Genomic DNA, 11,830 nt, shown 5'->3' with positions numbered 1-11,830 from the left:
CAACGACCAGCCACCCATCACCCCCACCATGCAGTGGAGTTCACTGGGGCCGGCGACCGAAGACCAACAGGCAAAGCCCGTGCCTTCAGATACCCAACAGCGTGCCCGGCCCTCTCCATCGCCTCGTTCCGTGTTCCACGCTCCGAAGAGCAGTACTAGCGGCCCGAGTTGACCAAGAGCGCCGAATAGTCAACGTTCCACCCATGAGCTGACCGTGCAGAACATTTGTCTGCAGACGGTGCTGTGCTCCTTAGAAAGGAGGTGATCCAGCCGCACCTTCCGGTACGGCTACCTTGTTACGACTTCGTCCCAATCGCCAGTCCCACCTTCGACAGCTCCCTCCCACAAGGGGTTGGGCCACCGGCTTCGGGTGTTACCGACTTTCGTGACGTGACGGGCGGTGTGTACAAGGCCCGGGAACGTATTCACCGCAGCAATGCTGATCTGCGATTACTAGCAACTCCGACTTCATGGGGTCGAGTTGCAGACCCCAATCCGAACTGAGACCGGCTTTTTGAGATTCGCTCCGCCTCACGGCATCGCAGCTCTTTGTACCGGCCATTGTAGCACGTGTGCAGCCCAAGACATAAGGGGCATGATGACTTGACGTCGTCCCCACCTTCCTCCGAGTTGACCCCGGCAGTCTCCTGTGAGTCCCCATCACCCCGAAGGGCATGCTGGCAACACAGAACAAGGGTTGCGCTCGTTGCGGGACTTAACCCAACATCTCACGACACGAGCTGACGACAGCCATGCACCACCTGTATACCGACCACAAGGGGGCGACTATCTCTAGCCGTTTCCGGTATATGTCAAGCCTTGGTAAGGTTCTTCGCGTTGCGTCGAATTAAGCCACATGCTCCGCTGCTTGTGCGGGCCCCCGTCAATTCCTTTGAGTTTTAGCCTTGCGGCCGTACTCCCCAGGCGGGGAACTTAATGCGTTAGCTGCGGCACCGACGACGTGGAATGTCGCCAACACCTAGTTCCCAACGTTTACGGCGTGGACTACCAGGGTATCTAATCCTGTTCGCTCCCCACGCTTTCGCTCCTCAGCGTCAGTAATGGCCCAGAGATCCGCCTTCGCCACCGGTGTTCCTCCTGATATCTGCGCATTTCACCGCTACACCAGGAATTCCGATCTCCCCTACCACACTCTAGCTAGCCCGTATCGAATGCAGACCCGGGGTTAAGCCCCGGGCTTTCACATCCGACGTGACAAGCCGCCTACGAGCTCTTTACGCCCAATAATTCCGGACAACGCTTGCGCCCTACGTATTACCGCGGCTGCTGGCACGTAGTTAGCCGGCGCTTCTTCTGCAGGTACCGTCACTTTCGCTTCTTCCCTGCTGAAAGAGGTTTACAACCCGAAGGCCGTCATCCCTCACGCGGCGTCGCTGCATCAGGCTTTCGCCCATTGTGCAATATTCCCCACTGCTGCCTCCCGTAGGAGTCTGGGCCGTGTCTCAGTCCCAGTGTGGCCGGTCGCCCTCTCAGGCCGGCTACCCGTCGTCGCCTTGGTAGGCCATCACCCCACCAACAAGCTGATAGGCCGCGGGCTCATCCTTCACCGCCGGAGCTTTTAACCCCCCAAGATGCCCTGAGGAGTGTTATCCGGTATTAGACCCCGTTTCCAGGGCTTGTCCCAGAGTGAAGGGCAGATTGCCCACGTGTTACTCACCCGTTCGCCACTAATCCACCCCGAAGGGCTTCATCGTTCGACTTGCATGTGTTAAGCACGCCGCCAGCGTTCGTCCTGAGCCAGGATCAAACTCTCCATGAATGTTTACCCGTCATCGGGTGCACACATCACGTAAGAGCGGGACGACCAAGCCGGAATAAGGCCGGTCGTCCACAGCGTCCTCGCTGTGTTGTTGCCTGCCCACCACAAGAGCGGAACAGGACTTTTCAAAGGAACCTCGATCCGCCGAAACGGATACGGGGTTGTCAATCTGGCGTTGACTTTTGGCACGCTGTTGAGTTCTCAAGGAACGGACGCTTCCTTTGTACTCACCCTCTCGGGCTTTCCTCCGGGCGCTTCCCTTCGGTATTTCGTGTTCCCGACTCTATCAGACGCTTTCGCGTCCGATTCCCCGTCGGAACTGGGGTTCGCTTCGAGTTATTCGCTTTCGCGTTTCCCTTTCGGCGTGTCCACTACGTTAGCGGGTTTCCCCGGCTACTCATAATCGAGTCATTCGAGTTCGAATTGCGGGCATGCCGAAATTCGCACCCGTTGGGGTTCGATCGTAGGTAGTGGATGGCCGCTTGGGGTTGCTGAACAGCAGGGCCCGTCTCAAGCGGCTCGGGCTACGTTAGGCGGCCCTTGAGGCCGAGTCAAGTTCGGCGGCGCCTGGGCTGATGGGCCCGGTAGGGGCTCACCGTGGGGTCGTCCGAGATCCAGAAGCGCCAGGGGTGCGGGGCCCCGTCACCGCCCACCCCGGTACGCGGACCGCTCCGCACCTGGTCGGAACGGGGAGGGGTCCCAGCGAGGACGGAGAGAGGGGTGTCCGGGCCGGCACAGACGTCCGTACCGTTCAGTGGGCGGCCCACATCGAGGGCGGTGGCCAGCCGGGCCGGTCCTTTGGCCAGTTCTCTGTCATGGCGGGCCGAGAGTCGACGTTTGCGGGCCAACTCGGCGCCCACCCGGAACTCCCCCGCCCTGAGCAGCACCCCGCTCGCCCTGCCTTCGGGGCCGCACACCAGGTTGAGGCAGTGCCACATCCCGTAGGTGAAGTAGACGTACGCGTGTCCGGGTGGGCCGAACATGACGTCGTTGCGGGGCGTTCGGCCGCGGAAGGCGTGCGAGCCCGGGTCGTTGGGGCCGTCGTACGCCTCCACCTCCGTCAGCCGCAGTTCCAGAGGGCCTTCCGGAGTCAGGCGTACCAGCGTGCGGCCCAGGAGGTCGGGGGCTACCTCCAGGACAGGGCGGTCGAAGAAGTTCCTGGGAAGTGGCGTACGTTCGGTGGCCGCGATCATGCCGTACGAGCGTACTTGAGGGCGGCCGGAACCGGAGATCGTCGTCGTGCGTTCGTAGGCCTTGAGGTCGAGCGGATCTATGGGAAGGACTGGCATGGGGTTCAAGCGGCTGCTGGCGAGCTTGGGAGCCGGCGGGGCGTCGGTGGAGACCGAGCTGACCGAGGCCAATGTGGTGCCCGGCGGGGTCGTCCAGGGCGAGGTGCGGATCCAGGGCGGGTCGGTCGATCAGCAGATCGAGGGGCTGTCGGTGGGGCTTCAGGCGCGCGTCGAGGTCGAGGGCGGTGAGCACGAGCACAAGCAGGACATCGAGTTCACCAAGGTGCGGCTCGGCGGGGCCTTCGTCGTACGGGCGGGGGCGGTGCACGTGGTGCCGTTCGGGCTTGAGATTCCCTGGGAGACGCCGATCACGTCCGTCGCCGGGCAGCAGCTGCGGGGCATGCACATCGGGGTGACGACCGAGCTGGAGATCGCGCGGGCGCTCGACTCGGGCGATCTGGACCCGGTCCATGTTCATCCGCTGCCCGCCCAGCAGGCGATCCTCGATGCCTTCCTCCAGCTGGGGTTCCGCTTCAAGAGCGCGGACATGGAGAAGGGGCACATCAGCGGGACGCGTCAGCGGTTGCCCTTCTACCAGGAGATCGAGTTCTACCCGCCGTCGCAGTACCGGGGTCTGAACCAGGTGGAGCTGTCGTTCGTCGCGGACGATCGCGAGATGGACGTGGTGCTGGAGATGGACAAGAAGCCGGGGCTGTTCAGCGAGGGCAGTGACTCCTATCGCTCGTTCCGGGTCTCGCTGCACGACTTCCAGGGGACCGACTGGGCGGCTTACCTCAACCAGTGGCTGGCGGAGGTCGGCGGGCGTCGGAACTGGTTCTAGGGGGACAGCATCTACGCTCGGGGTCACCAGTTGATGCCGAATCAGGAGGTGCCGACGTGAGCGAGCTCAAGAGGCCGCCGCTTCCCCACGACTTCCACCCCGAGGTTCCCTCGTTCACCGTGGTGAGCGAGGACGTCGAACCGGGTGCCGTGCTGAAGGACGCCCAGGTCTACGGGGGCGGGAACATCTCGCCGCAGCTGCGCTGGGAGGGTTTCCCCGCGGGGACCAAGAGCTTCGCGGTGACGTGCTTCGACCCGGACGCGCCCACCGGCAGCGGGTTCTGGCACTGGTCGGTGTTCGACATCCCGGCCTCGGTGACCGAGCTGCCGGCGGGTGCGGGCAGCGGGAAGTTCGAGGGGCTGCCGGCCGGGGCCGTGCAGGTGCGCAACGACTACGGTTCCAAGGACTTCGGGGGCGCTGCGCCGCCGGCCGGCGAGACCCACCGGTACGTCTTCACGGTGTACGCCGTCGACGCGGAGAAACTGGGTCCGGACGCGGAGGCCTCGCCCGCCGTGGTCGGTTTCAATCTGCGGTTCCACACGCTCGGTCGTGCGCAGCTCATCGGTGAGTACACCGCTCCCGCGCAGAGCTGAGCGTTCGTTTTCCGTTTGCCCTGCCCTGGTCTTGGAGAGATCAGGGCAGGGCATTTTTCTGTTGCGGGGTCCGGGGCGCCTCGGGCCGGCACGGATATTGCGTTGTCCATCGTGGCGAGCCCGGCCAGAGTTGATCCAAGCCCGCCAGGGAGTGGGCCGGCACTACGGAGGTGGGCACGATGCGGGACACGCTTGTACTGAACGCGAGCTTCGAGCCGCTGTCGACGGTGACGCTCAACCGAGCTGTGGTGCTGGTCCTCCAGGACAAGGCCGTGGTCGAGCAGTCTCATCCCGGTCTGCGGATGCGCGCTGCGGCGGTCGACATACCGGTGCCGTTGGTGATCAGGCTCTGCCGGTACGTACGGGTGCCGTTCCGAAGACACGCTCCGTGGTCGAGACGGGGGGTGCTGATCAGAGACCAGCACCGGTGCGCGTACTGCGGGCGGCGGGCGACGACCGTGGACCACGTGGTGCCGCGGGCCCAGGGTGGCCGGGACGCGTGGCTGAACACGGTCGCGTCCTGTGCCGAGGACAATCACCGCAAGGCGGACCGGACGCCTCAGGAGGCCGGGATGCCTCTGCTGCGGCAGCCGTTCGTGCCGTCTCCGGCCGATGCGATGCTCCTTGCGATGGCGGCCGCGGACCGCTCCGAGCTGCCCGAGTGGCTGGCTCCGGGCGCTGTTCCGGCCGCGTAACGGGGTCAACTTCCTTGCGCGGAGCCCGCCTTCATGATGAGGGCGGGCTCTTTCGCACGCGTACGGCCGCTACTTGAGGGTCAGTTGGAGGATCGCGACAACGCCCACGGCGATGATGACGCCGCGCAGGACGGCGGGCTTGAGGCGGCGGCCGACCTTGGCGCCGATCTGGCCTCCGATGGTCGAGCCGACGGCGATGAGCAGGACCGCGGTCCAGTCGAAGTGGGCGACGAAGAGGAAGAAGACGGCGGCGATGCCGTTGACGACGGCGCCGAGGATGTTCTTGACGGCGTTGATGCGCTGAAGGCTCTCGTGGAGCAGCAGGCCCATCAGGGAGAGGTAGAGGACGCCTTGGGCGGCGCCGAAGTAGCCGCCGTACATGCTGGCGAAGAAGAGGCCGACGAGGAGGGCGGTGCCGCCTTCGGGGTGGGCCTCGGTGCCCCGGGCCTCGCGGCGGCGCCTGATGGCGGCCGATATGCGGGGCTGGAACAGGACGAGCACCAGGGCCGCGCCGACCAGGACGGGGACGATCGCGTCGAACGCCTTGGACGGCAGGGCGAGCAGCAGGACCGCCCCGGCGAGGCCGCCGAGCAGGGCGGTGGCGCCGAGGCGGAGCACCCGGCGGGTCTGGCCGCGTAGTTCGTGCCGGTAGCCGATGGCTCCGCTGATGGAGCCGGGGACCAGGCCGAGTGCGTTGGAGACGTTGGCCGTGACCGGGGGGAGGCCGGTTGCCAGCAGGACGGGGAAGGTGAGGAGCGTTCCTGAGCCGACGATCGTGTTGATGGTGCCCGCGCCGATTCCGGCGGCGAAGACCGCGAGTGCTTCCCAGATGGACAAGGCCATCTCCTTACACAATCAGTGAGTCGCCTCCCCGCCATGGAGGTCGAGGGGCCGCACTGATCATGCATGAGCGGTGTAGGGAACGGTCAACCTCTGCTGTTCAACTGCTCAGGGGCAACCCCGGTCAGTCGACGGGGGGTTGCTCGCGGCGCTCGGTGGGGGCGTTGGCGGCGTTGCCGCCGGTGTTGAAGCCGGGCATGCCGCCGCCCAGGTTGCCGAAGGCGCCGGAGAGTCCCTTGAGGGCGTCGCCGATCTCGCTGGGCACGATCCAGAGCTTGTTGGCGTCGCCCTCGGCGATCTTCGGCAGCATCTGGAGGTACTGGTAGGAGAGCAGCTTCTGGTCCGGGTCGCCGGCGTGGATCGACTCGAAGACGGTACGGATGGCCTGTGCCTCGCCCTCCGCGCGCAGGGCGGCAGCCTTGGCCTCACCTTCGGCACGCAGGATCGCGGACTGCTTCTCGCCTTCGGCACGCAGGATCTCCGACTGCCGTACACCTTCGGCCTGGAGGATGGCGGCGCGCTTGTCGCGGTCGGCGCGCATCTGCTTCTCCATCGAGTCCTGGATGGAGGTGGGCGGCTCGATCGCCTTCAGTTCGACGCGGTTGACGCGGATGCCCCACTTGCCGGTGGCCTCGTCGAGGACGCCGCGCAGGGCCGCGTTGATCTCCTCGCGCGAGGTCAGGGTCCGCTCCAGGTCCATGCCGCCGATGATGTTGCGGAGCGTGGTGACAGTGAGCTGTTCGATGGCCTGGATGTAGCTGGCGACTTCGTAGGTCGCGGCGCGGGCGTCGGTCACCTGGTAGTAGATGACGGTGTCGATGTTGACGACCAGGTTGTCCTGGGTGATCACCGGCTGGGGCGGGAAGGGCACGACTTGTTCGCGGAGGTCGATCCGGTTGCGGATGGAGTCGATGAACGGGACGACGATGTTCAGTCCGGCGTTGAGCGTCCTCGTGTAGCGGCCGAAGCGCTCCACGATCGCGGCGCTGGCTTGCGGAATGACCTGGATTGTCTTGATCAGGGCGATGAAGACCAGCACCACCAGAATGATCAGGACGATGATGATCGCTGACATCGCGTACCCCGTGCCCTTCTTGCGCTTGGTAACTCCTGGCAGCCGGTGGAGATTTCCCGACCGGATGATGATCCTGGCATGGTTCACATGACGATGGCAGTGGCTCCGTCGATCTCGACGACATCGACTTGGCGGCCCGGTTCGTACACCTCGTTCTCGTCGAGCGTGCGTGCGGACCAGACCTCACCCGCCAGTTTGATCCGGCCGCCGAGGGCGTCGACCCGTTCGAGGACGACGGCCTGACGGCCCTTCAACGCCTCGACTCCGGTGGCGAGTTGGGGGCTCTGACGGCGGTGGCGGGCGGCGATGGGGCGTACCACCGCGATGAGCGCGACGGAGACGGCCACGAAGACGAGCACCTGCGCGACCGGGCCGAAGCCGAGGCCTGCCCCGATCGCGGCGGCCACCGCGCCGACCGCCATCATGCCGAACTCGGGCATGACGGTCAGCACAAGGGGGATGCCCAGGCCGGCCGCGACCACCAGCCACCAGATCCATGCCTCGATGTCCACCAGGCCATGGTAGGTCGGGGTCGACTCTCCCCAACAGTGCGCGCTGGTCAGCCGAGCGGGAGGCCGGTCGCGGTGTAGCGGTCGCCTCGGTGCTCGACGAGCAGCGGGAGCCCGAAGCAGAGGGAGAGGTTGCGGGAGGTCAGTTCGGTCTCCATGGGGCCGGCCGCGAGCACCTTGCCCTGGCGGATCATGAGGACGTGGGTGAAGCCCGGGGCGATCTCCTCGACGTGGTGGGTGACCATGACCATCGAGGGGGCGTACGGGTCGCGGGCCAGCCGGCCCAGGCGCCGCACGAGGTCCTCGCGGCCACCGAGGTCGAGGCCGGCGGCGGGCTCGTCGAGGAGGAGGAGCTCGGGGTCGGTCATCATGGCGCGGGCGATGAGGGTGCGCTTGCGCTCGCCCTCGGAGAGCGTGCCGAACTTGCGGTCCAGGAAGTCGGTCATGCCGAGCCGGTCGAGGAAGGCGCGGGCACGGTCCTCGTCGACGGCGTCGTACTGCTCCTGCCAGGTGGCGGTCATGCCGTAGGCGGCGGTGAGCACCGTCTGAAGGACGGTCTGGCGCTTGGGGAGCTTGTCGGCCATGGCGACGCCGGCCACTCCGATGCGGGGGCGCAGCTCGAACACGTCGACCTTGCCGAGCTGTTCACCGAGGATCTTGGCGGTGCCGGTGCTCGGGAAGAGGTAGCTGGAGGCGATGTTGAGGAGGGTGGTCTTGCCGGCGCCGTTGGGACCGAGGATGACCCAGCGCTCACCTTCCTTGACCGACCAGGAGACGTCGTCCACCAGAGCGCGTCCGTCGCGGACCACGGATACGTCCACCAGCTCCAGTACATCGCTCATGAGCGCGTTGTCTCCCCATGCCATCGTCTTGAGTTCGCGAGTGCCGATCGGGGGCGCCTGTGGGCGCGGCCCCAGGGGAAAACCTACGCCACTGGCGAAGTGATCCTGCCCTTAGGTCCGGTAGCGGGGGTTCCCTAGGCTTGGGGCATGTTCTCGGAACCACGTTCAGGTCGGCTGGCCGCTTGGGGAAATGCCCTGTTGGCCGGAAATGTTTCTCCGGACGACGCGGCGCTCGCGATCGTCGGGGACGACGCGGTGCACCGCGTGGAGGGGCTGCCCGGTGAATCCGCGCCGGTGGGGCTCACGCTGGCGCTCGGGCGGCTGCGCACGCTCGGGGTGAGCGGCTGGCGGGTGGCGCTGCCTATGGCGGGGCATCCGCTGGGGCTCAGCGGTCCCGCGGAGTTCAACGCGCGGGCGCTCGACGCCGAGGAGGCGGTGGTCGGGTTCGGGGCGCCGTACGGGCTGGTCCCGGAGGTGTACGAGGTGGGGCCGGCCGGTGATGTGCATGCCGAGGTCCTCTGGCACTGTCTGGCGGTGCGCGAGGCGCCGCCGGCGGACGTGCCCTCGCTCGGGGAGGCGGAGCGGGAGCTGGCGGAGGCGCTGCGGGACGCGACGACCGCCTTGACCCGGCTCGATGTGGCGGGCTCGGGTCCTTCCGCGGCGGCCGCGATCGACGCGTACCGGGCGCGGGCCGAGGGCCCCGACGAGGAGGTGCTGGCCCCCGGCTATCCGCCGCGTGCGGTACGGGTGCTTGAGCTGGCCCGGCGGGTCGGATTGCTGGTCGCGATCGCGTACGACAGTGGCCACGGGGGTGCGGTGAGCGCCTCGGAGATCGCGGCGCGGGGGGAGGCGCTGCGCCCGGTGGAGCGGGTGGCCAGGCGGGCCAGGGTCGCGGCGTACAACGCGTACGTGGAGGAGCGGGAGCGCAGAAGGTGAGTCCGGGCCGGCCCCGGCACGGGATCGGCCCCCGGGTTGGAACCCGGGGGCCGATCGTCACTGCGTGGGCGCGAGGCCGGTCAGTGGTTGGTGCTCTCGTTCCCGAAGGCCGGGTTCAGGAGACCGACCACGTTGATCGTGTTGCCCGCGACGTTCACCGGGACGTGCACCGGCACCTGTGCCAGGTTGCCCGAGACGACGCCCGGGGAGTGCTCGGCCTTGCCGTTGGCCACCCCGTCGGCGGAGGCGGCACCGGTCGCGGCGACGAGGGCCCCGCCGGCGAGCACGGTGACGGCGAGAGCCTTGTTGAGCTTCATGTTCTGCATCCTCCTGGTCATCGCCGCGACCAGCCGCCGCGGCACGTCATGAAGAACGCCCGGCGGCCCCAGGGGATGCGCTATGTGGGTGACATACACACGACGGTATGAATCTTTAATCGGACCATGACGGTCCGCTTCACTGTGTGTGTCAGCCGGTAACCCCGTGCCGTACGGCCCAGAGCGCGGCCTGCGTGCGGTCGGCGAGGTCCAGCTTCATCAGGATGTTCGAGACGTGCGTCTTGACGGTCTTCTCGGAGAGGACCAGCGCACGGGCGATCTCCCGGTTGGAGCGGCCGTCCGCGATCAGCGCGAGGACCTCCTTCTCCCGCTCGGTGAGCGTGGAGCCGCGGCCGGTGCCGCCGTGCCCGTCGTCCTGGGCGAGCAGGGCGCCCGCGACTTCGGGCTGGAGCAGTACGTGTCCGGCGTGCACCGAGCGGATCGCTCCGGCCAGCGCGTCCGGGTCGACGTCCTTGTATACGTAGCCGAAGGCGCCGGCGCGCAGCGCGGGGACCACCGTGCGCTGCTCGGTGAAGCTGGTGACGATGAGGACCCTGGCCGGGTTGGCGAGCTCGCGGAGCTTGCGCAGCGCCTCGATCCCGTCCATGCCCGGCATCTTGACGTCCATCAGGACGACGTCCGGCTTCAGCTCCTCGGCGCGGGCCACGCCCTCGGCGCCGTCGGAGGCCTCCCCCACCACCTCTATGTCGTCCTGCACTTCGAGGAAGGTCCGCAGTCCCCGCCGGACCACCTGATGGTCGTCCACGAGCAGGACCCTGATCACCTTGTCAGCCACCGGGGACCTCCATTTCGATCGTGGCGCCCTCGCCGGGTGCCGATTGCACGGTCAGCCTGCCGCCGACGCCGGACGCCCGGTGCCGCATCGAGACCAGGCCCAGATGACGGCCGGCCCGGCGCACCGCCCTCGGCTCGAAGCCACTGCCGTTGTCGGTGACGCGCAGGACCGCGCCCGCCCCGTGCCTCGCCAGGACGACGTCGACCCGGTCGGCGCCGGAGTGGCGCAGCGCGTTGTGCAGGGCCTCCTGGGCGACCCGCAGCAGGGCCTCCTCCTGGGCCGGGGGCAGCGCCCTGACCCCGCGGTTGTCGAAGGTGACGCGGGCCGCGTGGGCCCGGTCAAGGACGTGGATCTGGGTGCGCAGCGTGTTCACCAGGCCGTCCTCCTCCAGGGCCGCAGGCCTCAACTCCACGACGGCGGCGCGCAGTTCGTCGGCGGCCTCGGCGGCGAGGGCGGCGACCTGCTGGAGCTCGCCCTTGGCACGGGCCGGGTCCCGGTCGACAAGGGCGGCCGCGGCCTGGGCGGTCAGGCGCAGCGAGAAGAGTTTCTGGCTGACCGCGTCGTGCAGCTCGTGGGCGAGCCGGGAGCGCTCCTCGGCGATGGTGAGCTCACGGCTGCGCTCGTACAGGCGGGCGTTGGTGAGGGCGATCGCGGCGTGCTGGGCGAGCAGGCGCAGCAGTTCCTCGTCGTGCTCGGTGAAGCCGCAGCGGTCGCCCCTGCGGGAAGGGGAGACCTTGGGGCAGCGCTTGTTGGCGAGGAAGAGCGCGCCGATCGTCTCGTCGCCGTCGCGGATCGGCATGCCGAGGAAGTCCGACATGTCCGGGTGGGCCGAGGGCCAGCCCTCGAAGCGGGGGTCCTTGCGGACGTCGGCCAGGCGTTCCGCCCGGTCCTCGTGGAGCATCGCGGCGAGGATGCCGTGCTGGCGCGGCAGCGGTCCGATCGCGCGCCACTGCTCGTCGCTGATGCCGTCGACCACGAACTGGGCGAAGCCGCCGTGGTCGTCGGGCACGCCGAGCGCCGCGTACTCGGCGTCGAGCAGTTCGCGCGCGGACGCGGTGATCGTCTTCAGGACGTCCCCGACCTCAAGGTGCCGGCTCATCGCGAGCAGGGCGGTGCTCACGGCGGCGAGGCCCGCGTTGGGCGACGGGCTCTGCCCCGCTGGGAGCGGGTGGAGGGGTCGGGGACGGCTCATGTGGTCACCGTACCGGCGGGGTACGACGGACCGCCCCGGCCTGTGGACGGTGTCGGCCTGCGTCCCCGGGCCTAGGTCGAAGTGCCTTGTCGGGGTGGGGCCCGCGTCCGAGGCGGCCGCGACCGGCCCGGCGCCACGCTGAAGGCACGTCGGCGCACCCGCGCCGACGGACACCGACGAAAGCT

At 67.7% G+C, this 11,830-nt stretch carries 12 protein-coding genes and 1 rRNA gene; 4 read left to right on the top strand and 9 right to left on the bottom strand.

Going from position 1 to position 11,830, the window contains the following annotated elements; translation table 11 throughout:
• Positions 1-254 precede the first annotated feature (254 nt).
• Both OG522_RS28830 and OG522_RS28825 read right to left on the bottom strand, forming a co-directional pair.
• Positions 255-1,780, bottom strand: a 16S ribosomal RNA gene (locus OG522_RS28830).
• A gap of 551 nt (positions 1,781-2,331) precedes the next feature.
• Positions 2,332-2,973: a DNA-3-methyladenine glycosylase gene (locus tag OG522_RS28825; protein ID WP_329467772.1), complete on the bottom strand. Its 642-nt coding sequence runs from the start codon at positions 2,971-2,973 to the stop codon at positions 2,332-2,334.
• A gap of 94 nt (positions 2,974-3,067) precedes the next feature.
• Here OG522_RS28825 and OG522_RS28820 point away from each other — a divergent pair, with 94 nt between their 5' ends.
• The 3 genes from OG522_RS28820 (at position 3,068) to OG522_RS28810 (ending at position 5,138) form a co-directional block, all read left to right on the top strand.
• Complete coding sequence (locus OG522_RS28820; RefSeq protein ID WP_329465939.1) at positions 3,068-3,850, top strand: sporulation protein; 783 nt, start codon at positions 3,068-3,070, stop codon at positions 3,848-3,850.
• A 56-nt stretch (positions 3,851-3,906) separates the two neighbouring features.
• On the top strand, positions 3,907-4,443 hold the full coding sequence (locus OG522_RS28815; protein ID WP_329465938.1) for a YbhB/YbcL family Raf kinase inhibitor-like protein: 537 nt from the start codon (positions 3,907-3,909) through the stop codon (positions 4,441-4,443).
• A gap of 179 nt (positions 4,444-4,622) precedes the next feature.
• Positions 4,623-5,138: an HNH endonuclease gene (locus OG522_RS28810; RefSeq protein ID WP_329465937.1), complete on the top strand. Its 516-nt coding sequence runs from the start codon at positions 4,623-4,625 to the stop codon at positions 5,136-5,138.
• Between the two features lie 69 nt (positions 5,139-5,207).
• Here OG522_RS28810 and OG522_RS28805 read toward each other — a convergent pair whose 3' ends face one another.
• The 4 genes from OG522_RS28805 to OG522_RS28790 form a co-directional block, all read right to left on the bottom strand.
• On the bottom strand, positions 5,208-5,981 hold the full coding sequence (locus OG522_RS28805) for a sulfite exporter TauE/SafE family protein (protein ID WP_329465936.1): 774 nt from the start codon (positions 5,979-5,981) through the stop codon (positions 5,208-5,210).
• 121 nt (positions 5,982-6,102) lie between these two features.
• Positions 6,103-7,053 carry an SPFH domain-containing protein gene (locus OG522_RS28800; protein ID WP_329465935.1) on the bottom strand — a complete coding sequence of 317 codons (951 nt, stop codon included), beginning with the start codon at positions 7,051-7,053 and terminating at the stop codon, positions 6,103-6,105.
• 83 nt (positions 7,054-7,136) lie between these two features.
• The gene (locus tag OG522_RS28795; protein WP_329465934.1) at positions 7,137-7,565 is read right to left on the bottom strand and encodes an NfeD family protein; all 429 of its coding nucleotides are present in this window, start codon (positions 7,563-7,565) and stop codon (positions 7,137-7,139) included.
• A gap of 47 nt (positions 7,566-7,612) precedes the next feature.
• On the bottom strand, positions 7,613-8,404 hold the full coding sequence (locus OG522_RS28790; RefSeq protein WP_329465933.1) for an ABC transporter ATP-binding protein: 792 nt from the start codon (positions 8,402-8,404) through the stop codon (positions 7,613-7,615).
• Between the two features lie 147 nt (positions 8,405-8,551).
• Here OG522_RS28790 and OG522_RS28785 point away from each other — a divergent pair, with 147 nt between their 5' ends.
• A complete protein-coding gene (locus OG522_RS28785) occupies positions 8,552-9,340 on the top strand; it encodes a hypothetical protein (RefSeq protein WP_329465932.1) in 789 nt (262 codons plus the stop codon).
• An 80-nt stretch (positions 9,341-9,420) separates the two neighbouring features.
• Here OG522_RS28785 and OG522_RS28780 read toward each other — a convergent pair whose 3' ends face one another.
• The 3 genes from OG522_RS28780 to OG522_RS28770 form a co-directional block, all read right to left on the bottom strand.
• Positions 9,421-9,666 carry a chaplin gene (locus tag OG522_RS28780; protein WP_329465931.1) on the bottom strand — a complete coding sequence of 82 codons (246 nt, stop codon included), beginning with the start codon at positions 9,664-9,666 and terminating at the stop codon, positions 9,421-9,423.
• 142 nt (positions 9,667-9,808) lie between these two features.
• Positions 9,809-10,453, bottom strand: coding sequence for a response regulator transcription factor (locus OG522_RS28775; protein ID WP_329465930.1), 645 nt, complete (start codon positions 10,451-10,453; stop codon positions 9,809-9,811).
• A complete protein-coding gene (locus OG522_RS28770; protein WP_329465929.1) occupies positions 10,446-11,645 on the bottom strand; it encodes a GAF domain-containing sensor histidine kinase in 1,200 nt (399 codons plus the stop codon). The genes OG522_RS28775 and OG522_RS28770 overlap by 8 nt, the downstream gene beginning before the upstream one ends.
• Between the last annotated feature and the right edge of the window lie 185 nt (positions 11,646-11,830).

The sequence above is a fragment of the Streptomyces sp. NBC_01431 genome (assembly GCF_036231355.1).
GTDB lineage: Bacteria > Actinomycetota > Actinomycetes > Streptomycetales > Streptomycetaceae > Streptomyces.
The sequence above is the reverse complement of the archived record's forward strand: the minus strand, read 5'-3'. Positions and strand labels throughout refer to the sequence as shown.

Bases quoted from the DNA above. Each gene is read 5' to 3' on its own strand.
- OG522_RS28820 (WP_329465939.1), top strand. From the start codon at position 3,068: ATGGGGTTCAAGCGGCTGCTGGCGAGCTTGGGAGCCGGCGGGGCGTCG.
- OG522_RS28770 (WP_329465929.1), bottom strand. From the start codon at position 11,645: ATGAGCCGTCCCCGACCCCTCCACCCGCTCCCAGCGGGGCAGAGCCCG.
- OG522_RS28800 (WP_329465935.1), bottom strand. From the start codon at position 7,053: ATGTCAGCGATCATCATCGTCCTGATCATTCTGGTGGTGCTGGTCTTC.
- OG522_RS28810 (WP_329465937.1), top strand. From the start codon at position 4,623: ATGCGGGACACGCTTGTACTGAACGCGAGCTTCGAGCCGCTGTCGACG.
- OG522_RS28785 (WP_329465932.1), top strand. From the start codon at position 8,552: ATGTTCTCGGAACCACGTTCAGGTCGGCTGGCCGCTTGGGGAAATGCC.
- OG522_RS28790 (WP_329465933.1), bottom strand. From the start codon at position 8,404: ATGAGCGATGTACTGGAGCTGGTGGACGTATCCGTGGTCCGCGACGGA.
- OG522_RS28825 (WP_329467772.1), bottom strand. From the start codon at position 2,973: ATGATCGCGGCCACCGAACGTACGCCACTTCCCAGGAACTTCTTCGAC.
- OG522_RS28805 (WP_329465936.1), bottom strand. From the start codon at position 5,981: ATGGCCTTGTCCATCTGGGAAGCACTCGCGGTCTTCGCCGCCGGAATC.
- OG522_RS28780 (WP_329465931.1), bottom strand. From the start codon at position 9,666: ATGCAGAACATGAAGCTCAACAAGGCTCTCGCCGTCACCGTGCTCGCC.